Below are 20,191 nucleotides of genomic sequence, written 5' to 3'. Positions count from 1 at the left end.
ACTGCCCGCGGCTATGAAGCTGGCGCGACCGGAGCGCCCCGTAAGGGGCGCGGGGAACTGCGCGACCAGCCCCCACCGGCCCGCAGCCGAAGTGCTACTCAGCCATCTCCCACAGCAACAACTCCGCCTTTGTCACGCCTTCCGCCTCCAAATCCTTCGCCCCCTCCACCCTGACCGAATCCCCCGGCCCCAACTCCTCCCCACCCACCCGCACTTCCCCCCGCACCACATGCACGTACACATACGCCCCGTCCGGGACCGCCGTCCGCTCCCCCACCCCCAGTCGGCGGACGTGCAGCATCGCCGCGGCCTCCGGCACGGCGTACGGCGTCGAGTCGGCGATGCCGCGGACGATCTCGTACGACGGCTCACCGCCGGGGCGTACCGGGGCCAGCCACATCTGAAGGAAGACCAGCGGCCCCGCCCCGTCGTTGCGCTCGACATGGCGGACACCCCTCGCCGAGCTGAGCCGCTGCACGTCCCCCCGGCGGACCACCGTCTCGTTGCCCGCCGAGTCCCGGTGGGTCAGCTCGCCCTCGACCACCCAGGTCACGATCTCGGTGTGGCTGTGCGGATGCTCGTCGAAGCCGGCGCCCGGCGCCAGACGCTCCTCGTTGCAGGCGATGACCGCGCCGAAGCGGAGGTTGCCGGGGTCGTAGTGCGGGCCGAAGGAGAAGGCGTGGCGGGACTCGATTCCGGTCGCCCGGTCTCCCCCGGGGTAGCGCTCGGCCGCGCGCCGTACGTCCATCACGGAACCACCGTAGACCGCAGTCGGCACCCGGCGGCGCATGCTCCCGTCCGGATAAGGCAGTCTTGTCCCCGTGCCCGAACCAGTAACGCGCAAGTCCGACCCCTCGGCTCATGCAGTCCACCAGCACTCCGCGACCCTGAAGCGGCTGGAGAAGTCGTCCGGCAGCCTCGCCGCCCAGGCCATCGCACGGATGGACGAGACCCTGCCGTGGTACCGGGCCATGCCCCCGGAGAACCGTTCCTGGATCGGGCTCGTCGCCCAGGCGGGTATCGCGGCCTTCACCGAGTGGTTCCGGCATCCCGATGCTCCGCAGGCGATCTCGACGGACGTCTTCGGGACCGCCCCTCGCGAGCTGACCCGGGCGATCACGCTGCGGCAGACCGTGGAGATGGTGCGGACGACCATCGAGGTCATGGAGAGCGCCATCGACGAGGTGGCGGCCCCCGGCGACGAGCGGGTACTGCGGGAGGCGCTGCTGGTCTACGCCCGGGAGATCGCCTTCGCCACCGCCCAGGTGTACGCCCAGGCCGCCGAGGCACGCGGTGCCTGGGACGCCCGGCTGGAGTCGCTGGTCGTCAACGCGGTGCTGAGCGGGGAGGCCGACGAGGGGGCGGTGAGCCGGGCCGCCGCACTGGGCTGGAACTCGCCCGAGCATGTGTGTGTCGTGCTCGGTACCGCGCCCGACGGGGACAGTGAGCTGACCGTCGAGGCCATCCGGCGGGCCGCCCGGCACGCCAAGCTGCAGGTGCTCACCGGGGTACTCGGGGACCGGCTCGTGGTCATCGCGGGCGGCAACGACAACCCGCTGGCCGTCGCCAAGTCGCTGATCGGGCCCTACGCCGCCGGACCGGTGGTCGCGGGGCCCGTGGTACCCGATCTGCTGGCCGCCACCCGGTCCGCGCAGGCCGCCGCCGCGGGGCTCAAGGCCTGCTCCGCCTGGCAGGACGCACCGCGGCCGGTGCTGGCGGACGACCTGCTTCCGGAACGCGCCATGGCAGGTGATCCGGGCGCGCGCGAGCAGTTGGTGGAGGAGATCTACAGACCGCTGGAAGAAGCGGGCTCGGCGCTCCTGGAAACGCTGAGCGTCTATCTGGAACAGGCGAGCAGCCTGGAGGGCGCGGCCCGGATGCTCTTCGTCCACCCGAACACCGTGCGCTACCGGCTTCGACGTGTGACTGACGTCACCGGATGGTCGCCATCCGATGTACGATCCGCCTTCACGCTGCGGATCGCACTGATCCTGGGGCGTCTGGTCGATGGAGATCCCCAGCCATAGGATTTTGTCGGGGGTCCACAAAACCCCCTCGTGTTCTTCGTCCTTGTCCCCACGGGCGGCCGTGGGGCTCCCCAAGAGAGAGTGTGAGAGTGCTCGTACTCGTCGCTCCCGGCCAGGGCGCCCAGACGCCTGGCTTCCTGACCCCCTGGCTCGAACTCCCCGGTGCCCAGGACCGTTTGCGTGAATGGTCCGACGTCATCGGGCTCGATCTGGTGCACTACGGCACGAACGCGGACGCGGACGAGATCCGGGACACCGCGATCGCGCAGCCGCTGCTCGTCGCCGCCGGGATCCTGTCCGGCGCGGCACTCGGTGCCATGACGGACATCGCGCCGGGCGCGGTCGCGGGGCACAGCGTCGGTGAGATCACCGCCGCCGCCTTCGCGGGCGTCCTGGACGACACCGACGCGCTGCGCCTGGTCCGCAAGCGGGGTGTGGCGATGGCCGAGGCCGCCGCGATCACCGAGACCGGCATGTCGGCGCTGCTCGGCGGCGACCCGGACGTGTCGGTCGCGCACCTGGAGAAGCTGGGCCTGACCCCGGCGAACATCAACGGTGCCGGTCAGATCGTGGCCGCGGGCACCCTGGAGCAGCTCGCCGCGCTGAGCGAGGACAAGCCCGAGGGCGTCCGCAAGGTCGTCGCGCTCAAGGTCGCCGGCGCCTTCCACACGCGCCACATGGCGCCTGCGGTCGACAAGCTGGCCGAGGCCGCCAAGGAGCTCGTCCCCGCCGATCCGAAGCTCACCTACGTCTCCAACCGGGACGGGCGGGCCGTCACCTCCGGCGACAGGATCGTGGAGCGGCTGGTCGGGCAGGTCGCCAACCCGGTCCGCTGGGACCTGTGCATGGAGACCTTCAAGGAGCTCGGCGTGACCGCCCTCCTGGAGGTGTGCCCTGGCGGCACCCTGACCGGCCTGGCCAAGCGCGCGCTGCCCGGGGTGAAGACGCTGGCCCTGAAGACCCCCGCCGACCTCGACGCGGCCCGCGAGCTCATCGCCGAGCACAGCTGAATTAGGAGCCCACTGCGATGTCGAAGATCAAGCCCAGCAAGGGTGCGCCGTACGCGCGCATCCTCGGCGTCGGCGGCTACCGCCCGACCCGCGTGGTGCCCAACGAGGTGATCCTGGAGACGATCGACTCGTCCGACGAGTGGATCCGGTCGCGCTCCGGTATCGAGACCCGGCACTGGGCGGGCCCCGAGGAGACGGTCGCCGCGATGTCGATCGAGGCGTCCGGCAAGGCGATCGCGGACGCGGGCATCGACGCCGAGCAGATCGGCGCCGTGGTCGTCTCGACGGTCTCGCACTTCAGCCAGACCCCGGCCGTGGCGACCGAGATCGCCGACAAGCTGGGCACGAACAAGGCCGCCGCCTTCGACATCTCGGCCGGCTGCGCGGGCTTCGGCTACGGCCTCACGCTCGCCAAGGGCATGGTGGTGGAAGGTTCCGCCGAGTACGTGCTCGTGATCGGCGTGGAGCGGCTCAGCGACCTCACCGACCTGGAGGACCGGGCCACGGCCTTCCTGTTCGGCGACGGCGCGGGCGCGGTCGTGGTCGGCCCCTCGCAGGAGCCGGCGATCGGCCCGACCGTGTGGGGCTCCGAGGGCGACAAGTCGGAGACCATCAAGCAGACCGTGCCCTGGGACCGGTTCCACGTCGGCGACGTCACCAACCTCCCCCTCGACAGCGCCGGCAACATCAAGTTCCCCGCGATCACGCAGGAGGGCCAGGCGGTGTTCCGCTGGGCCGTGTTCGAGATGGCGAAGGTCGCTCAGCAGGCGCTGGACGCGGCCGGAATCAGCGCGGACGACCTGGACGTCTTCATCCCGCACCAGGCCAATGTGCGGATCATCGACTCGATGGTGAAGACTCTCAAGCTGCCGGAGCACGTCACGGTCGCCCGTGACATCCGCACCACCGGCAACACCTCGGCCGCCTCGATCCCGCTCGCGATGGAGCGGCTCCTGGCGACCGGCGAGGCGAAGAGCGGCGACACCGCGCTCGTCATCGGGTTCGGGGCGGGTCTCGTCTACGCCGCCACTGTCGTTACCCTCCCCTAGGCACTCCGTGCCGGATCATGCATCCGGTACCGGAAACGCCGCCAGCAACACCGCAGCAACCGTCTGGAACATCTAAGAAGGAGCGCCTGACATGGCCGCCACTGAGAAGGAGATCGTCGACGGTCTCGCCGAGATCGTGAACGAGATCGCCGGGATCCCCGTGGAGGACGTCCAGCTGGACAAGTCCTTCACCGACGACCTGGACGTCGACTCGCTGTCCATGGTCGAGGTCGTCGTCGCCGCCGAAGAGCGCTTCGACGTCAAGATCCCGGACGAGGACGTCAAGAACCTGAAGACCGTCGGGGACGCCACCAACTACATCCTCAAGCACCAGGACTGAGTTCCCGCCGGGTCCCGGGCCGCATGCCCGGGTACCCGGCAGGTTCCCGGACTGCGAGGCCCCGCCACCCGGCGGTGGCGCCGTCGAATCCCGTATCCGTTGGAGAAAGAATTCCCGTGAGCCCGACCAATCGCACCGTGGTCGTCACCGGTATCGGCGCAACCACACCGCTGGGTGGCGACGCAGCTTCGTTCTGGGAGGCCCTGACCGCCGGCAAGTCCGGTGTCCGCCTCCTGGAGCAGGACTGGGCGGCCGAGCTGCCCGTCCGTATCGCGGCGCAGATCGCCGTCGAACCGGGCGAGATCATCCCCCGCCCGCAGGCCCGCAAGCTGGACCGGTCCGCGCAGTTCGCGCTGATCGCCGCCCAGGAGGCCTGGAAGGACGCCGGTTTCACCGCCAAGGCCGGTGAGGACTCGTCCGCCAACCCCGACCGGGTCGGCGCCGTCATCGCCTCCGGCATCGGCGGTGTGACGACCCTGCTCGACCAGTACGACGTGCTCAAGGAGAAGGGCGTACGCCGTGTCTCCCCGCACACCGTGCCGATGCTGATGCCCAACTCGCCGGCCGCGAACGTCGGTATCGAGCTGGGTGCGCGGGCCGGTGTGCACACGCCCGTGTCGGCCTGCGCCTCCGGCGCCGAGGCCATCGGGTACGCGATCGAGATGATCCGCACCGGGCGTGCGGACATCGTCGTGGCCGGCGGTACGGAGGCGGCGATCCACCCGCTGCCGATCGTCGCGTTCGGCAACATGATGGCGATGTCCAAGAACAACGACGACCCCCAGGGCGCGTCGCGTCCCTACGACTCCGGCCGTGACGGCTTCGTCCTCGGTGAGGGCGCGGGCGTGATCGTCCTGGAGTCCGAGGAGCACGCGAAGGCGCGCGGGGCGCGGATCTACGTCGAGGCGGTCGGGCAGGGCATCTCCGCCGACGCGCACCACATCACGCAGCCGGAGCCGTCGGGCAACGGCATCGCGCACGCGCTGCAGAACCTGCTCGACAACACGGATCTGAAGCCGGCCGAGATCGTGCACGTCAACGCGCACGCGACGTCGACGCCGCAGGGTGACGTGGCCGAGATCAAGGCGCTGCGGAAGGTGTTCGGCGACGACGTCGACCACATGGCCATCTCGGCGACCAAGTCGATGACGGGTCACCTGCTGGGTGGTGCGGGTGGTATCGAGACCGTCGCGTCGATCCTGGCGCTGGTGAACCGTACGGCTCCGCCGACCATCAACCTGGACAACCTCGACCCCGAGGTCAACGCGGATGTGGTGTCGGGTAAGGCGCGTGCTCTGCCCGAGGGGCGGATCGCGGTGCTGAACGACTCGTTCGGGTTCGGTGGCCACAACGTGGCGCTGGCGTTCCGGACGATCTGAGAGACGCCGTTCTAAGGCATGTGGCCCGGACTCCTTCTCGGAGTTCGGGCCACTTTGCGTTTCGTTGTCGACTGACGGTTGGTGGGGGCTGGTCGCGCAGTTCCCCGCGCCCCTTGCGGGGCGCTCACACCACCTGGTGGAGCCACCTCACCGGGGCGCCCTCTCCCGCGTAGCGGAACGGCTCCAGTTCGTCGTCCCAGGGCTTGCCGAGGAGTTTGGAGATCTCGGCCTCCAGGTCGGTCTCGCCGCGCCGTGAGCGGGTCATCGCGGCCCTCAGGCGGTCCTCCGGGATCAGGATGTCGCCGTGGATTCCGGTGACCGCGTGGAAGATGCCGAGGTCGGGGGTGCAGCTGTAGCGCTCGCCCTCGGCCTTCGCGCAGGGCTCGGCCGTGACCTCGAAGCGCAGCAGGTGCCAGCCGCGCAGCGCGGAGGCCAGTTTGGAGGCCGTGCCGACCTCGCCCTGCCAGGAGAACTCGGAGCGCCAGGTGCCGGGGGCCGCCGGCTGCCGGATCCAGTCGAGGTTGACGCGCGTGCCTAGCACCCCGGCGACGGCCCACTCGACGTGCGGGCACAGCGCGCGCGGCGCGGAGTGCACGTACAGAACTCCACGTGTCGTCACCGGAACCTCCGGGCAGAGCGGGACATCTTGCTTGCTGGCTGGCGGCAGTGGCACGACGGCCGCGTTGATGGCGAGGCTACCGTGCGGCGGCGCAAGGAGTGTGACGTACCGTCGGTCCCACAGCCAGGAAACCCCTGCCATTCACCCAGGGGGACGCTTGTACGGGGGTGGACCGTTGCAGGGCGGGGGGTGGGAACTCCCGTGCGTTGTTATGAAGGGGGACCAACCAGCCGACCTGACCAGCCGACCTGACCAGCCGACGGAGAGGACCAGCGGGGTATGCGGAAGCAGCGACGCCGGCGTGCGCGTGCCCTGATCGGTGTCGTCGCCGCGACCGCCGCGCTGGGGCTGGCCGGGTGCGACGTGATCGGCGGTTCCTCCTCGGGGGGCGACGGCGGCCGGACGCGTGCCGCGCGGACCGTGCCGGTGTGGGACCCCAGCCCGGCCTCGATCGCGGCCGTCGGCGACTCCGTCACCCGCGGCTTCGACGCGTGCACGGTGCTCTCGGACTGCCCGGAGGTGTCCTGGGCGACCGGCACCAGCGACCAGGTGGACAGCCTGGCGGTACGGCTGCTGGGGCGGGCGAAGGCGGCCGACCACAGCTGGAACTACGCGGTGACCGGCGCCCGGATGGCCGACCTGTCCGGGCAGATGGCCGACGCGGTGGTGCGCAGGCCGCAGTTGGTGACGGTGATGGCGGGGGCGAACGACGCCTGCCGTACGTCGGTGTCCGCGATGACGTCCGTGGCCTCCTTCCGCACCCAGTTCGAGGACGCCCTGGGCACCCTGCGGAAGTCGCTGCCGAAGACGCAGGTGTACGTGTCGAGCGTGCCGAACCTGAAGCGGCTGTGGTCGCAGGGGCGGACCAGTCCGCTGGGCAAGCAGATCTGGAAGCTGGGTATCTGCCCGTCGATGCTGGCCGACGCGGACAACCTGACCAGCGCGGCGACCGTGCGCCGGGACCGGGTGCAGCAGCGGGTCGAGGACTACAACAAGGTGCTGGCGCAGGTCTGCGCCAAGGACCGCCGGTGCCGTTTCGACGGCGGGGCGGTGTACGAGTACCGCTTCGGCACGGATCAGTTGAGTCACTGGGACTGGTTCCATCCGAGCACCGACGGCCAGTCGAAGCTCGCCGCGATCGCCTACCGGACCATCACGGCCAAGGATCCGGTGGACTAGACCCTTGGCTTAGGGTTTTCCTCATGAGCGAACTTTTCGGTACACTTTCCGACGGCACCGAGGTGCACCGCTGGACGCTGGAGCGCGCGGGGACCCGGGTGCGGGTCCTGTCGTACGGCGGCATCGTGCAGTCGGTGGAGGTACCGGACCGGGACGGGCGGACGGCGGACGTGGTGCTGGGGTTCGCCGGCCTGGACGGCTATCTGGAGCACCCCGGCCCGTACTTCGGCGCCCTGGTCGGCCGGTACGCCAACCGGATCGCGCACGCCCGCTTCCCGCTGGACGGCGTCACCTACGCCCTGGAGCCGAACAACGGGCCCAACTCCCTGCACGGCGGCGCCCGCGGCTTCGACAAGCGGGTGTGGGACGTCGAGGGCGTCGAGGGCGTCGAGCACGGGGTACGGCTGACGCGGGTGAGCCCGCACGGCGAGGAGGGCTTCCCGGGGCGGCTGGAGCTCACGGTGACGTACACGCTGGACGCGTCCGGCGCGCTGCGCGTCTCCTACGAGGCGGTCACCGACGCGCCGACCGTGGTGAACCTCACCAACCACAGCTACTTCAACCTCGCGGGCTCCGGGAACGCGGGCGGCCATGAACTCCGGATCGCCGCCTCCCGGTACACCCCCGTCGACGGCGACCTGATCCCGACCGGGGTCCTGGCGGACGTCTCCGGCTCCCGTTTCGACTTCCGTACGGCCCGCAAGGTGGGCTCCGGCTACGACCACAACCTGGTCCTCGACAAGGGGGTCACGGACTCCCCCGCCGAGATCGCCGAGCTGCACGATCCGACGTCCGGCCGCACCCTCACCGTGGCCACCACCGAGCCCGGCGTCCAGCTCTACACGGCCGAGCACCTGACCGGTCCCTTCGCCCCGGGCGACGGCGTCGCTCTGGAGACCCAGCACTTCCCGGACTCCCCCAACCGCCCGGAGTTCCCGAGCACCCGCCTCGACCCGGGCACGGTGTACCGCTCGGAGACGGTGTACGGCTTCGGGGTGCGGGACTGACGGACCAGCCGCAAGCCCCGGTCCAGGGGTCAGGTCCCGGACCGGGGCTGCTCAAGGGGGACTGGTCCCGCACCAGACCTTAGCCGCGCCTGTGAGACGACGGCCGGTGATCGCCCACCTCACAGGTATCCCGTACGAACCCTTCACAAACACCCGGGAGCGTCCGCACGTCCCGAACACTCCCGGAGATGGCGCGGTCGCTCCCCCGGCGTGGACCACACCACACCCCGCAAGCGATACTGCGGCCCGAACGGCACCACGCACCCCACTGCGACGGAAGGCCAACTCCCGTGACTTCGCTGCGCGTTCGGATCGGTGTTCTTGGAATCGCCCTGATGGCCGGGGCGCTCGCCCCGGGCGCCTCACACGCGGCTGCCGTGCCCTCCCCGTCGCCCCCTTCTTCCCCGTCCTCCCCCACCGTCGAGGAGCAGCGGCTCGACCGGGCCGTGCCGCAGGAGATACTCCGGCGGTCCGGGTTCGACGCCGTGGCGCCGGGGTTCGCGCGGGCGCTCGGCGGCGCGCACTCGTACGCGCAGGCCCGGCGGATCGTCGTACGGGACGGGTCCGCGCTGTGGCGGCGGGCCGTGGACCGGGCGCAGGGGCGGGGGCCGGTCTCCGGCGATCTGAGCCGGGACGACGACCGGCCGCTGTACTGGGCGCGGCTCGGGATGACCCGGGACGTGCGCACCTGGGAGCCGGGGTTCGGGCTGAGCGAGCGGCAGCGGGCGGCGCTGCTCGACGTGCTGGAGCGGACCTCGCGCGGGCAGACCGACATCCGGTATGCCGGCAAGGGCGTGCGGCGGATCCTGGTCACCGGGTTCGACCCGTTCACGCTCGACCGGGACATCCGGATCTCCAACCCGTCCGGGGCGAGCGCGCTGGCCCTCGACGGCACGGTCGTGCGGACGGCGCAGGGGCCCGCGCGGGTGGAGACGGCCGTCTTCCCGGTGCGGTGGGACGACTTCGCGCAGGGGACCGTGGAGCGGACGCTGCGGCCGTATCTGCCGAAGGTGGACCTGTTCACGACCGTGAGCCAGGGGCGGGTCGGGCGGTTCGACGTGGAGCGGACCAACGGGGCCTGGCGGGGCGGGTTCCCCGACAACGACAACCTGAGCCGGACGGAGACCGTCCCGGTCACCGACCCGGCCTCACAGCCGCAGTGGACGACCACGACCCTGCCGTACGCGGCGATCGTGGCGGCGCCCACCGGGCGGTTCCCGGTGTACGACCACACCGAGGTGACCGAGATCCCGGCGGGGGGCACGGCGGCCGTCGTACGGGCGGACGGGCCGACTCCCGGGTCCACGGCACGGGCCGGGGGCGGCGGGGACTACCTGTCCAACGAGATCGCCTATCGGGCCACGCTGCTGCGCGACCGGCTGGGGCTGCACGACAGCCTCCCCGGCGGGCATGTGCACACGCCGGTGCTGCAGTTCGGGGCCGGGAACACCACCGAGGTGACCGACCCGGAGTTCGTGCGGAACCGGGTGGACATCATCGACCAGGTGCGGGCGATCGTGACCGTGGCGGCGGACGCGAGCCTCAGGAAGTGACCCGCCGGTCCCGGTCCCGGTCCTGATCCGGGTCCTGGTCCGGGTCCTCCTGCGCCGTCTCCTCGCCCAGCAGGTCGCGGGCGAGGAGGGTGGCGCCCGCGACCGCGCCCGGCATCAGGAACACCGCGACGAACGGGACCAGGAAGGCGAGGCCCAGCGGGGTGCCGAAGCCCCACACCAGGGTCTTGCGGGAGCGCAGCAGGGCGAGCCGGGAGCGCAGGTCGACGCCCCGGCGCTGGAGGGCGACGGCGGCGAGTTCCTCGGTGAGGAAGAAACCGGTCACGAAGAAGCCGACGACCGGTACGACGGTCTGCCCGACGAGGGGGAGGAAGCCGAGGGCGAAGAGCAGCAGGCCCCAGAGGCCGGCCCGGACCAGCACGCGCAGGCTGTCACGGGCCGAGATCCACAGCTCGCGCCAGAACGGCAGCCCGGACTCGGGAGCGGTGCCGTCGGGCGAGACGTCCGCGTCGACCTTCTCCGAGAGGTTCTCGTAGAAGGGCTGGCCGACCAGCAGCGTGACGGCGGTGAAGGTGAGGACGGCGAGGAGGAGGCCGAGGGCGAACAGCATGGCGGTGAGGAAGCCGCGGAAGAGGCCGAGCCAGGGGCTGGACCAGTCGTCGGCGAACGGGGTGGCCCAGGCGACGAAGTCCTCTCCCCATAGCGCGAGGGCGACCAGCGCCGCCGCGTAGAGGACGAGGGTGATCAGGCCGGGCAGCAGACCGAAGCCGTACTGCCTGCCGTGCCGGCCGACCCACCGCTGGCCCTTGAGCAGATATCCGAAGCCCACCCCGAGATCACGCATGGCGAAGACTTTACCGGCGCGGTCCCGGGGCACAGTGGGGGCATGAACCCGCTGGAAGACGGTGACACCAAGACCTCCTGGTCACCGTTGAGTCGAACGGGTACGTCCCGCCGTACCGATCTCAGGAACCAGCAGGGCGTTGTTCACCATGGGAGCTGCCCGCGGCGGCTCGGTTGAGGAGAGCGGATGACGCAGGAGATCACCGTCCGGGGCACGGTCGCGGAGGGCTTCGAGGCGGTGCGCGAGGAATTCGCCGCCTTCGTCGCCGGCGAACCGGCCGACTACGAGGGACAGTTGTGTGCGTACGTCCACGGCCGGCGGGTCGTCGACCTGTGGGCGGGCGAGGGGTCCGACGGGGAGTCCCTCTACGGCGTGTTCTCGTCCACCAAGGGCGCCGCGCACCTGGTCGTGGCGATGCTGGTGCAGGACGGCACGCTGGAACTGGACCGTAAGGTCACCTACTACTGGCCGGAGTTCGCCGCCGAGGGCAAGGGCACGCTGACCCTGCGGGATCTGGTCGCGCACCAGGCGGGTCTGGTCGGCACCGACACCGGGTTCAGCCCGCAGGAGCTGACGGACGACCGGGCGATGGCCGAACGCCTCGCCGACCAGCGGCCGTTCTGGCGCCCGGGCACCGCCTTCGGCTACCACGCCCTGGTCATCGGCGCGCTCACCGGCGAGGTGGTACGGCGGGCGACCGGCCGCACCCTCCAGGACGTGTACGAGGAGCGGGTCCGGGCCCCCTACGGCCTGGGGTTCTTCCTGGGCCTGCCGGCCGCGCACGAGCCGCGTTTCCGCACGACGCAGCCGATGCGGCCGACGTCCGAGCAGCAGGCGCTGCTCGACGCCCTCCCGTCCGGCCCGCGCACCCTCGCCGGGATCGCCTTCAACGAGCACGCGGCCGAGCCCGTGGACCTGGCGGCGCTGCCCAACGACCCGCGGGTCCGCGCCAGGGGCCCGGCGTCGTTCGGCGGGGTGGCGTCGGCGCGCGGCCTGGCCGGGATGTACGCGGCGCTGCTCAGCGAGCTCGACGGCAAGGCCCCGCTGCTGAAGGAGGACACGGTGGCGGAGTTCGGCCAGTTCCACTCGGTGGGCTACGACCTGGTGGCGCGCACCCACAAATCGTACGGCCTGGGTTTCCAGGCGACGGCCGACACCTGGCACCCGTTCCTGGGCGCGGGCACGATCGGCCACAGCGGCGCGGCGGGTTCCCAGGCGTTCGCGGACCCGCGGAGCGGGGTCGCCTACGGCTACACGCGGCGGAGGTTCGCGTTCCCGGGAGGAGCGGCACCGGAGAACGACCGGCTGGCAAGGGCGGTGCACTTGGCAGCTCTGGCCAACTGAAACGCGCCCGGCACACGAGAGGCCGCACCCCACGTCCAAGGGTGCGGCCTCCGTACAGCGCAACGACGGATCTCAGCCGATCGTCACGCCGGTCAGAGCTTTACGATCATCTTCCCGGTGTTGTCGCCGCGCAGGACCCCGAGGAACGCCTCCAGGTTGTTCTCGATGCCCTCGACGACCGTCTCGCGGTACTTCAGCTGCCCGGAGGCCACCCACGGGCCGACCTCGGCGACGAACTGCGGCTGCAGGTCGTAGTGGTCGCCGACCAGGAAGCCCTCGATCCGGCCGCGGGTCTGGATGAGACGGGCGAGGTTCTTCGGGCCGGGGACGGGCTCGGTGCTGTTGTAGACGGAGATCATGCCGCAGACGGCGATCCGGCCGTCCCGGTTCAGCTGCCCGATGGCCGCCTCCAGGTGGTCGCCGCCGACGTTGTCGAAGTAGACGTCGACACCGTCGGGCGCGGCCGCGCGCAGCTGCTCGGCGACCGGGCCGTTCTTGTAGTTGAAGGCCGCGTCGAAGCCGTACTCCTCGACCAGCAGCTTGACCTTGTCGTCGGAGCCGGCCGAGCCGATCACCCGGGAGGCACCCTTGAGCTTGGCGATCTGGCCGACCTGGCTGCCGACCGCGCCGGCCGCGCCGGAGACGAAGACGGAGTCGCCCTCCTTGAAGGAGGCGGTGCGCAGCAGGCCCGCGTAGGCGGTGAGGCCGGTCATGCCGAGGACGCCGAGGTACGTCGACAGGGGCGCCGCCGCCGCGTCGACCTTGACGGCGTTCTTCGCGTCCATGACCGCGTACTCGCGCCAGCCGAAGAAGTGCAGGACGTGGTCCCCGACCGCGATGCCCTCGGCGTTGGACTCGACGACCTCGCCGACCGCGCCGCCCTGCATGACCTTGCCCAGCTCGAAGGGGGCGGCGTACGACTTGGCGGCACTCATGCGGCCCCGCATGTACGGGTCGACGGAGAGGTACTTGTTCCGCACGAGCGCCTGCCCCTCACCCGGCGTCGGGACCTCCGCCTCGACCAGGGCGAAGTCCTCGGGCTTCGGCCAGCCGACGGGACGGCTTGCCAGGTGCCACTCGCGGTTGATCATGACGTGCGCCTTTCCTAATTACTTCAGTACCTGAAACAACCATGCTCCTTAATATTTCAGGATGTCAAGTAACGGGGTACTCTTGGGCGCATGTCGTCCTCACAGCCCACTCCAGCGAAGACCCAGCGCCCCGACGCCCTGACCTTCGAGGTCGTCGAGCTGATCGGGGATGTGGTGGCCCGTTTCTACGCGGACTACGAGGAGGCGGCCGGCGAGCACGCGCTCACCGGGGCGCAGGCGCGCCTGCTCAGCCTGCTCTCGCTGGAGCCGCTGCCGATGCGGAAGCTGGCGCAGAAGCTGAAGTGCGAGCCGTCGAACGTGACGGGGATCGTGGACCGGCTGGAGGCGCGGGGGCTCGCGGAGCGGCGGCCCGACCCGGCCGACCGCCGGGTGAAGCTGGCCGCGGCGACGGACGAGGGCCGGCGGGTCGCCCGCGAGCTGCGCGACGGGCTGCGCTTCGCGCGGGAGCCGCTGGCGGGGCTGTCGGACGCGGAGCGGCTGTCGCTGCGGGATCTGCTGCGGCGGATGCTGGACGCGTAGCCGGGGGCGCCGCCGAGACCTGGCGGCACCCCGCTTCGGACGGTTACGCGAACTGGCCGGGGCGGTAGTCGCCCGCCGGCTGCTGGAAGATGACGTTCAGCCGGTTGTAGGCGTTGATCAGGGCGATCGTCGCCACCAGTGCGATGAGTTCCTCTTCGGTGTAGTGCTTGGCCGCGTTCTCCCACACCTCGTCGGGGACCCCGCCCGCCGCGTCGGCGATCCGGGTGCCCTGCTCGGCCAGCTCCAGCGCGGCGCGCTCGGCGTCGGTGAACACGGTCGCCTCGCGCCAGGCGCCGACCATGAGGAGGCGCTGCTGGGTCTCGCCCGCGGCGGCCGCGTCCTTGGTGTGCATGTCGAGGCAGAAGCCGCAGCCGTTGATCTGGCTGGCGCGGATCTTGACCAGCTCCAGGGTGGCGGCGGGGACCGAGGTCTCCGCGGCGGCCTTGCCCGCGCCGTTGAACGCCTTGATCAGCTTGTTGGCGGTGGGACTGGCGAAGAGGTTCAGACGGGCTTCCATGGTGTGTTCCTCCGTTGGGTTCAGCGGGATACACACCTATGACGGAACGGGTTCTGCGGATGTGACACGGTGACCGAAGATTTGCCGAGTTTGCTTCGGCAGACCTTCGGGCGCGCTTCGGCGGGTACTTCTTCTAGCTGCACCACCACAGGAACCGCGTGCACGAGTGGCTCTCGGACGGGGTCGGGGTCGGGTTCGATGTCGTCGGGTTCGCCGTCGGTGTCGAGGCCGTCGTGGAGGTCGGTGCCGCCGTCGGTGTCCGCGTCGCCGCGCCCGTCGTCGCCGACTGGGCCGACGTGTCCTTCGGGGACGCCGACGGCGACTCCGACTCCTTGTCCTTCGACGCGGAGGGGGACGCGGAGGCGGAAGGGTCGGGCGAGGCGGAGCCCGCCGCGCCGGACGCGCCGGACGTGTCGCCCAGGGGCTCGGCCGTCGTACCAGGGGACGACGTCGAGGTACCGCCGTCGGCGGAGTCACCGCCCGCCGAGGCCGGGCCGGGGGTCGTGAACGGTATGGCGTCCGTGCCGAGTTCGGCGAGGCTCAGGCCGCCCGCCGCCAGGACGCACGCCACGCTCACGAGAAGGATTCTGCGGCGCCGTCGGCGATGGGCCGCGGCCTTGCGGTCGCGACGGCTCCCGTCGGCCGCGGAAGGCTCCTCAGCGCCCTCAGCGCCCTCGGCAGGACTCTCGGCGACCCGTCCCCGGCTCCGGCCGCCACGCCCGCGCGCCGCCCGCCGCCGGTCCGCCCGGCCACCCGTCAGGGGCGCGTCGTCTTCGTCGGCCTCGTCGGCTTCGTCGCCGTAACCGCCGTCGGCCGCGGGCGCGTCCTCGCGGAACTCCGTCTCCGGGTAGGAGGTCTCACCGGTCGTGGCCGGGTCGGGGGCGGCCGCTTCCCGCGCGGACGCGCGTAGCGTTTCAGCCGGAGCGCCGCACCCCGGACAGGCGAGGGCGCCATTGAGGTGCCGTCGGCACGGGTAGCAGTAGTCCATGACGCGGGAAGACTAAGTTCCTCACCGGTCACTTAACCACCCGGCCCTGTGAAGGTTCTGTGGGGGACCGAAAAACCTGTCGAAAGCCTTGTCGAAACCGTTACCTGTTCGACCCATTGACACTCCGACCGCCCCGTCTTTACTGTCACGCCAGCATTTCGAACGTGTGACGAAATCTCGAACAGCTGAGGGGCAACTGCCGTGCGCATCACCGGAATCAGCACACACGTGGTCGGGACGCCGTGGCGCAACCTGACGTACGTCCAGGTGCACACCGACGAAGGGATCACGGGAGTCGGCGAGACCCGGATGCTCGGTCACACCGACGCGCTGATCGGCTACCTGCGGGAGGCCGAGGCCAACCACATTCTCGGTTCGGACCCGTTCGCAGTGGAAGACCTCGTACGCCGGATGAAGTACGGCGACTACGGCCGGGCGGGCGAGATCGTCATGTCCGGCATCGCCGTGGTGGAGATGGCCTGCTGGGACATCAAGGGCAAGGCCCTGGGCGTGCCGGTGTGGCAGCTGCTCGGCGGGAAGGTCACCGACAAGGTCAAGGCGTACGCCAACGGCTGGTACACGACCGAGCGAACGCCGGAGGCTTACCACAAGGCCGCCCAGGGGGTGATCGAGCGCGGGTACAAGGCGCTGAAGATCGACCCGTTCGGGACCGGGCACTTCGAGCTGGACCACGAGCAGACGCTGTACTCCGTGTCGCTGATCGAGGCCGTGCGGGACGCCATCGGGCCGGACGCCGAACTGATGCTGGAGATGCACGGGCGGTTCTCGCCGGCGACGGCCGTCCGGCTCGCGCACGAGCTGGCGCCCTTCAAGCCGGCCTGGCTGGAGGAGCCCTGCCCGCCGGAGAACCTGAAGGCGCTGGAGAAGGTCGCCGCCAAGGTGGACATCCCGGTCGCCACCGGTGAGCGCATCCACGACCGGATCGAGTTCCGCGAGCTCTTCGAGAGCCAGGCCGTCGACATCATCCAGCCGGACGTCGGCCATATCGGTGGAATCTGGGAGACGCGCAAGCTCGCCGCCACCGCCGAGACCCACTACGTACTGGTCGCCCCGCACAACGTGGGCGGGTCCGTGCTGACCGCCGCCTCCCTCCAGGTCGGGTTCACCTCCCCGAACTTCAAGATCCTGGAGCACTTCAACGACTTCGCCGACGCCGACATCAAGAAGGTGGTCAAGGGGGCGCCGGAGGTCGTCGACGGGTACTTCCACCTCTCCGACGCACCCGGTCTCGGGGTCGAGTTCGACGCCGACGCCGCCGCCGAGTTCCCGCAGCAGCAGGCCCGCTTCGACCTCTGGGCGGACGGCTGGGAGCAGCGCAAGCCCAAGGGGACCAAGTGAGCTCCCAGGTCGTCGTCGAGGCGCCGGGCGTCCACCGGATCGAGGCGCACACGCCCCGCGAGCCCGGTCCCGGCGAGGCGCTGGTCGCCGTGCACGCCGTCGGGATTTGCGGTAGCGACCGCGAGGTGTACCAGGGAAACCGGCCCGAGGGGTACGTCCGTTACCCGCTGACGCCCGGCCACGAGTGGTCGGGGACCGTCTCCCGGGTGGGGGCCGGGGTGCCTGCCTCGCTCGTCGGGCGCAAGGTCGTCGGCGAGGGGTTCCGGAACTGCCAGGTGTGCGACCGGTGCCACGCCGGTGAGACCACGCTGTGCACGGACGGGTACGAGGAGACCGGGTTCACCCAGCCGGGTGCCATGGCCGCCACCCTCACCCTGCCGGCCCGGCTGCTGCACCCCCTGCCCGACGCCGCCGACCTCACCGCCGCCGCCCTCCTCGAACCCGCCGCCTGTATCGCGGCGGCCGCGCTGAAGGGCAACGCGCAGCCGGGCGAGCGGGTCGCGGTGGTCGGCACCGGGACGCTCGGGATGTTCGCCGTGCAGTTCCTGAAGGCGATCTCGCCGGGCGAGCTGCTGGTGGTCGGGACCCGGAACGACCGGGAGGAGCTCTCCCGGCAGTTCGGGGCGACCGACTTCCGCACCAGGGACCAGAAGCTCCCCGACGACTTCGACGTGGTCATCGAGACCGCCGGCTCCGCGTCCGCCGCGCGCACCGCCGCCGCCCTGCTCCGGCGTGGCGGGCGCCTGGTCCTGACCGGTATCCCGGCCGCCGGTGCCGAGGGTCTGGACCCGACCGACCTCGTCGTACGGCAGCTGGAGGTGCACACCGTCTTCGGGGCGCCGCCGGATGCCTGGGCGCACACGGTACGCGTCTTCGGGGCCGGACTCCTCGACCCGCTGCCGCTGGTCACGCACGAGCTGCCGCTGACCGGGTTCCCGCAGGCCATCGAGCTGGTGGGAGCCGGTGATCCGAAGGTGGGCAAGGTGCTGCTCCGCCCCTAGTCGTACGCCGGCCGCGGCGTGACCTGACCTCGCCGTGGCCGGCGTACCACCAAAGCCTTTTCCTACCCCGAGCCGCGAACCTCGTCCGAAATACCGAACAAGAAGGACAGCTTGTGACGACCGACGCTTCCGTTACGGCGGCCCGCCGACCCGGTGAGCAGGCGCTCACCGCGCTCGGACTGGGCGCGCCCGCCCTCGACCCCGCCGACGCCTCCGCCCACACGTTCCCGGGCGGCGGCAAGTGGCGCACCGAGATCCCCTCCTGCGAGGGCCCCGAGGCGCTGGCCGTCGTACTCAAGGAGTCCTCGCGACTGGACGTACCGATCCACCGGATCAGCCAGGGCAGCGGTGTGTGGATGCTCACCGACGCCGAGATCACCGAGATGGTCGAGGCGACCGACGAACGGGACATCGAGCTGTGCCTGTTCACCGGCCCGCGCGGCACCTGGGACATCGGCGGGTCGGTGCGCTCCGACTCGCGGGGCGCCGGACTGCGCGCACGCGGTCACGACGCCGTCGCCGGATGCGTCGAGGACGCGGTGCGGGCGACGGAGTTGGGCGTCAAGTGCCTGCTCGTCGCCGACGAGGGCGTGCTGTGGACGCTGCACCGGGCGCGGCGGGCCGGGATCATCCCGGCCGACACCACGCTGAAGGTGTCCGCGCTGGTCGGGCCGGTCAACCCGGCCTCGTACTCGGTCTTCGAGCACCTCGGCGCCGACTCCGTCAACGTGCCGAGCGATCTGACGCTCGATCACCTGACCGAGATCCGCCGGGTGTCGGGCGCTCCCATGGACATGTACATCGAGGCCCCCGACGACCTCGGCGGTTACGTCCGGATGTACGAGGTCGCCGAGCTGATCCGGCGCGGCGCACCGATCTACCTGAAGTTCGGTCTGTCCAAGGCTCCCGGTATCTACCCGTGGGGCACCCATCTGCGGGACGTGACCCTGGACACCGCGCGGGAGCGGGTGCGGCGGGGGCGGCTGGCCCTGGACCTGCTCGCCCGGCACGGAGCGGACGGGGACATGGCGCCGCTGGGGTCGCGGTTGCCGGGGCGTCTGAACCGATTCCCCGTCGAGGGCTCCGCTGGATGACCGATGGGGGCTGCGCGCCGTCTGCCACCGCGGGTCGTGTGTGGCTGGTCGCGCCCACGCGGCGGAGCCGCAAATCAACTACAGCCCCGCGCCCCTGGGGCGTTGCCCCTCGGGACGCTTCAACCGATCTCGCAAGTCCATCTCAACGACGAGAAGAACAGGGACCGATCACATGCGCACTCGTAGAAGCGCCCTTACCCTCATAGCCGGGGCCGCCTCCCTCGCCCTGACCCTGTCCGCCTGCGGTCAGAGCAGCGAAGGCGGCAGCAAGGACGACAACAGCAGCGCCAAGGGCGGCACGATCGGCATCGCGATGCCGACCAAGTCCTCCGAGCGCTGGATCGCCGACGGCAAGAACGTCGTCAAGAACCTGGAGTCCAAGGGGTACAAGACCAAGCTGGTCTACGGCGAGGACGACCCGGACCAGCAGGTCTCGCAGATCGAGAACCTGATCACGCAGGGCGTCAAGGGCCTGATCATCGCGGCCATCGACAACAAGTCCCTGAACAACGTGCTCCAGGAGGCCGCGGACGCCAACATCCCGGTCATCGCCTACGACCGCCTCATCCTCGGTACCAAGAACGTCGACTACTACGCGTCCTTCGACAACGAGAAGGTCGGTGTCGAGCAGGGCACGTACATCGTGCACAAGCTGGGCCTGGACAGCGGCAAGAAGGGCCCGTTCAACATCGAGCTGTTCGCCGGCTCCAACGACGACAACAACACCAAGTACTTCTTCAACGGCGCGATGAGCGTGCTCCAGCCGTACATCGACAAGAAGCAGCTGGTGGTCAAGTCCGGGCAGACCGCGCTGAACAAGGTCACCACGCTCCGCTGGGACGGCGCGACCGCGCAGTCGCGCATGGAGGACATCCTCACCTCCTCCTACAAGTCCGCCAAGGTCAACGCGGTGCTCTCGCCCTACGACGGCATCTCGATCGGCATCCTCGCCGCGCTGAAGTCGGACGGCTACGGGTCCAGCAGCCAGCCGCTGCCCGTCATCACCGGCCAGGACGCCGAGCTGGCCTCGGTGAAGTCGATCATCGCGGGTGAGCAGACGCAGACCGTCTACAAGGACACCCGGCAGCTCGCCAAGGTCGCCGCGACCATGGTCGACGACGTCCTGAACAAGAAGACCCCGCAGGTCAACGACACCAAGACGTACGACAACGGGTCCAAGGTCGTCCCCGCCTACCTGCTCCAGCCGGTGAGCGTCGACAAGTCCAACTACGAGGACATCCTGGTCAAGGGTGGCTACTACACCGACGCCGAGCTCAAGTAATCCGCCGGTC

Annotated in this window: 20 protein-coding genes; 14 read left to right on the top strand and 6 right to left on the bottom strand. The window is 70.6% G+C overall.

The window, feature by feature from the left end:
- Positions 1 to 94 precede the first annotated feature (94 nt).
- Positions 95 to 748, bottom strand: a complete 654-nt coding sequence (locus ACGFZQ_RS04355; protein ID WP_393839239.1) for a pirin family protein — start codon at positions 746 to 748, stop codon at positions 95 to 97.
- Between the two features lie 73 nt (positions 749 to 821).
- On the opposite strand from ACGFZQ_RS04355, the gene fasR reads away from it, so the two are divergent.
- The 5 genes from fasR (at position 822) to fabF (ending at position 5,805) form a co-directional block, all read left to right on the top strand.
- Positions 822 to 2,027: a fatty acid biosynthesis transcriptional regulator FasR gene (fasR, locus tag ACGFZQ_RS04350; RefSeq protein ID WP_351731556.1), complete on the top strand. Its 1,206-nt coding sequence runs from the start codon at positions 822 to 824 to the stop codon at positions 2,025 to 2,027.
- 89 nt (positions 2,028 to 2,116) lie between these two features.
- Positions 2,117 to 3,037 carry an ACP S-malonyltransferase gene (locus ACGFZQ_RS04345; protein ID WP_393839094.1) on the top strand — a complete coding sequence of 307 codons (921 nt, stop codon included), beginning with the start codon at positions 2,117 to 2,119 and terminating at the stop codon, positions 3,035 to 3,037.
- 17 nt (positions 3,038 to 3,054) lie between these two features.
- Entirely contained in the window at positions 3,055 to 4,086 is a 1,032-nt protein-coding gene (locus ACGFZQ_RS04340) for a ketoacyl-ACP synthase III (RefSeq protein ID WP_393839093.1), read from the top strand.
- Between the two features lie 91 nt (positions 4,087 to 4,177).
- Positions 4,178 to 4,426 (top strand): acyl carrier protein, encoded by a 249-nt coding sequence (locus tag ACGFZQ_RS04335; RefSeq protein WP_351731548.1) that lies wholly within the window; start codon positions 4,178 to 4,180, stop codon positions 4,424 to 4,426.
- 116 nt (positions 4,427 to 4,542) lie between these two features.
- Positions 4,543 to 5,805 (top strand): beta-ketoacyl-ACP synthase II, encoded by a 1,263-nt coding sequence (gene fabF / locus ACGFZQ_RS04330; protein ID WP_393839092.1) that lies wholly within the window; start codon positions 4,543 to 4,545, stop codon positions 5,803 to 5,805.
- Positions 5,806 to 5,929: 124 nt separating this feature from the next.
- Here the strand turns inward: fabF and ACGFZQ_RS04325 are convergent, their stop codons facing one another.
- Positions 5,930 to 6,424 (bottom strand): DUF3145 domain-containing protein, encoded by a 495-nt coding sequence (locus ACGFZQ_RS04325; protein ID WP_351731543.1) that lies wholly within the window; start codon positions 6,422 to 6,424, stop codon positions 5,930 to 5,932.
- 279 nt (positions 6,425 to 6,703) lie between these two features.
- Here ACGFZQ_RS04325 and ACGFZQ_RS04320 point away from each other — a divergent pair, with 279 nt between their 5' ends.
- The 3 genes from ACGFZQ_RS04320 (at position 6,704) to ACGFZQ_RS04310 (ending at position 10,163) form a co-directional block, all read left to right on the top strand.
- On the top strand, positions 6,704 to 7,603 hold the full coding sequence (locus tag ACGFZQ_RS04320; RefSeq protein ID WP_393839091.1) for an SGNH/GDSL hydrolase family protein: 900 nt from the start codon (positions 6,704 to 6,706) through the stop codon (positions 7,601 to 7,603).
- Positions 7,604 to 7,626: 23 nt separating this feature from the next.
- Positions 7,627 to 8,610, top strand: coding sequence for an aldose epimerase family protein (locus tag ACGFZQ_RS04315; protein ID WP_393839090.1), 984 nt, complete (start codon positions 7,627 to 7,629; stop codon positions 8,608 to 8,610).
- Between the two features lie 290 nt (positions 8,611 to 8,900).
- On the top strand, positions 8,901 to 10,163 hold the full coding sequence (locus ACGFZQ_RS04310; protein WP_393839089.1) for a pyroglutamyl peptidase: 1,263 nt from the start codon (positions 8,901 to 8,903) through the stop codon (positions 10,161 to 10,163).
- Here ACGFZQ_RS04310 and ACGFZQ_RS04305 read toward each other — a convergent pair.
- Positions 10,153 to 10,965, bottom strand: a complete 813-nt coding sequence (locus ACGFZQ_RS04305; protein ID WP_393839088.1) for an EI24 domain-containing protein — start codon at positions 10,963 to 10,965, stop codon at positions 10,153 to 10,155. The genes ACGFZQ_RS04310 and ACGFZQ_RS04305 overlap by 11 nt on opposite strands.
- A gap of 186 nt (positions 10,966 to 11,151) precedes the next feature.
- Between ACGFZQ_RS04305 and ACGFZQ_RS04300 the strand changes: the two genes are divergently transcribed.
- Positions 11,152 to 12,309: a serine hydrolase domain-containing protein gene (locus ACGFZQ_RS04300; RefSeq protein WP_393839087.1), complete on the top strand. Its 1,158-nt coding sequence runs from the start codon at positions 11,152 to 11,154 to the stop codon at positions 12,307 to 12,309.
- 92 nt (positions 12,310 to 12,401) lie between these two features.
- On the opposite strand, the gene ACGFZQ_RS04295 is transcribed toward ACGFZQ_RS04300, so the two are convergent.
- Positions 12,402 to 13,400 carry an NADP-dependent oxidoreductase gene (locus ACGFZQ_RS04295; RefSeq protein ID WP_393839086.1) on the bottom strand — a complete coding sequence of 333 codons (999 nt, stop codon included), beginning with the start codon at positions 13,398 to 13,400 and terminating at the stop codon, positions 12,402 to 12,404.
- 90 nt (positions 13,401 to 13,490) lie between these two features.
- Between ACGFZQ_RS04295 and ACGFZQ_RS04290 the strand changes: the two genes are divergently transcribed.
- Positions 13,491 to 13,940: a MarR family winged helix-turn-helix transcriptional regulator gene (locus tag ACGFZQ_RS04290; RefSeq protein WP_393839085.1), complete on the top strand. Its 450-nt coding sequence runs from the start codon at positions 13,491 to 13,493 to the stop codon at positions 13,938 to 13,940.
- Between the two features lie 43 nt (positions 13,941 to 13,983).
- Here ACGFZQ_RS04290 and ACGFZQ_RS04285 read toward each other — a convergent pair whose 3' ends face one another.
- Together ACGFZQ_RS04285 and ACGFZQ_RS04280 are read right to left on the bottom strand one after the other, a co-directional pair.
- Positions 13,984 to 14,457 (bottom strand): carboxymuconolactone decarboxylase family protein, encoded by a 474-nt coding sequence (locus tag ACGFZQ_RS04285; protein WP_393839084.1) that lies wholly within the window; start codon positions 14,455 to 14,457, stop codon positions 13,984 to 13,986.
- Between the two features lie 133 nt (positions 14,458 to 14,590).
- Complete coding sequence (locus ACGFZQ_RS04280; RefSeq protein ID WP_393839083.1) at positions 14,591 to 15,445, bottom strand: hypothetical protein; 855 nt, start codon at positions 15,443 to 15,445, stop codon at positions 14,591 to 14,593.
- 201 nt (positions 15,446 to 15,646) lie between these two features.
- Here ACGFZQ_RS04280 and ACGFZQ_RS04275 point away from each other — a divergent pair, with 201 nt between their 5' ends.
- The 4 genes from ACGFZQ_RS04275 (at position 15,647) to chvE (ending at position 20,181) form a co-directional block, all read left to right on the top strand.
- Positions 15,647 to 16,804, top strand: a complete 1,158-nt coding sequence (locus ACGFZQ_RS04275) for a mandelate racemase/muconate lactonizing enzyme family protein (RefSeq protein WP_351731519.1) — start codon at positions 15,647 to 15,649, stop codon at positions 16,802 to 16,804.
- Positions 16,801 to 17,805, top strand: a complete 1,005-nt coding sequence (locus ACGFZQ_RS04270) for a zinc-binding dehydrogenase (protein ID WP_393839082.1) — start codon at positions 16,801 to 16,803, stop codon at positions 17,803 to 17,805. The genes ACGFZQ_RS04275 and ACGFZQ_RS04270 overlap by 4 nt, the downstream gene beginning before the upstream one ends.
- A 113-nt stretch (positions 17,806 to 17,918) precedes the next feature.
- Complete coding sequence (locus tag ACGFZQ_RS04265) at positions 17,919 to 18,899, top strand: hypothetical protein (protein WP_393839081.1); 981 nt, start codon at positions 17,919 to 17,921, stop codon at positions 18,897 to 18,899.
- 172 nt (positions 18,900 to 19,071) lie between these two features.
- Positions 19,072 to 20,181, top strand: a complete 1,110-nt coding sequence (gene chvE, locus ACGFZQ_RS04260) for a multiple monosaccharide ABC transporter substrate-binding protein (protein WP_393839080.1) — start codon at positions 19,072 to 19,074, stop codon at positions 20,179 to 20,181.
- Positions 20,182 to 20,191: the final 10 nt, after the last annotated feature.

Origin of the sequence: Streptomyces sp. NPDC048254 (assembly GCF_043201895.1) — a bacterium.
Taxonomy (GTDB): domain Bacteria; phylum Actinomycetota; class Actinomycetes; order Streptomycetales; family Streptomycetaceae; genus Streptomyces.
This window is presented reverse-complemented; position numbering and strand designations above follow the sequence as displayed.

What these genes read in the sequence shown, in the direction of transcription:
- ACGFZQ_RS04355 (WP_393839239.1), bottom strand. Translation starts at nt 748, where the DNA reads ATGGACGTACGGCGCGCGGCCGAGCGCTACCCCGGGGGAGACCGGGCG.
- ACGFZQ_RS04340 (WP_393839093.1), top strand. Translation starts at nt 3,055, where the DNA reads ATGTCGAAGATCAAGCCCAGCAAGGGTGCGCCGTACGCGCGCATCCTC.
- ACGFZQ_RS04335 (WP_351731548.1), top strand. Translation starts at nt 4,178, where the DNA reads ATGGCCGCCACTGAGAAGGAGATCGTCGACGGTCTCGCCGAGATCGTG.
- ACGFZQ_RS04320 (WP_393839091.1), top strand. Translation starts at nt 6,704, where the DNA reads ATGCGGAAGCAGCGACGCCGGCGTGCGCGTGCCCTGATCGGTGTCGTC.
- ACGFZQ_RS04315 (WP_393839090.1), top strand. Translation starts at nt 7,627, where the DNA reads ATGAGCGAACTTTTCGGTACACTTTCCGACGGCACCGAGGTGCACCGC.
- ACGFZQ_RS04305 (WP_393839088.1), bottom strand. Translation starts at nt 10,965, where the DNA reads ATGCGTGATCTCGGGGTGGGCTTCGGATATCTGCTCAAGGGCCAGCGG.
- ACGFZQ_RS04300 (WP_393839087.1), top strand. Translation starts at nt 11,152, where the DNA reads ATGACGCAGGAGATCACCGTCCGGGGCACGGTCGCGGAGGGCTTCGAG.
- ACGFZQ_RS04295 (WP_393839086.1), bottom strand. Translation starts at nt 13,400, where the DNA reads ATGATCAACCGCGAGTGGCACCTGGCAAGCCGTCCCGTCGGCTGGCCG.
- ACGFZQ_RS04290 (WP_393839085.1), top strand. Translation starts at nt 13,491, where the DNA reads ATGTCGTCCTCACAGCCCACTCCAGCGAAGACCCAGCGCCCCGACGCC.
- ACGFZQ_RS04285 (WP_393839084.1), bottom strand. Translation starts at nt 14,457, where the DNA reads ATGGAAGCCCGTCTGAACCTCTTCGCCAGTCCCACCGCCAACAAGCTG.
- ACGFZQ_RS04280 (WP_393839083.1), bottom strand. Translation starts at nt 15,445, where the DNA reads ATGGACTACTGCTACCCGTGCCGACGGCACCTCAATGGCGCCCTCGCC.
- chvE (WP_393839080.1), top strand. Translation starts at nt 19,072, where the DNA reads ATGCGCACTCGTAGAAGCGCCCTTACCCTCATAGCCGGGGCCGCCTCC.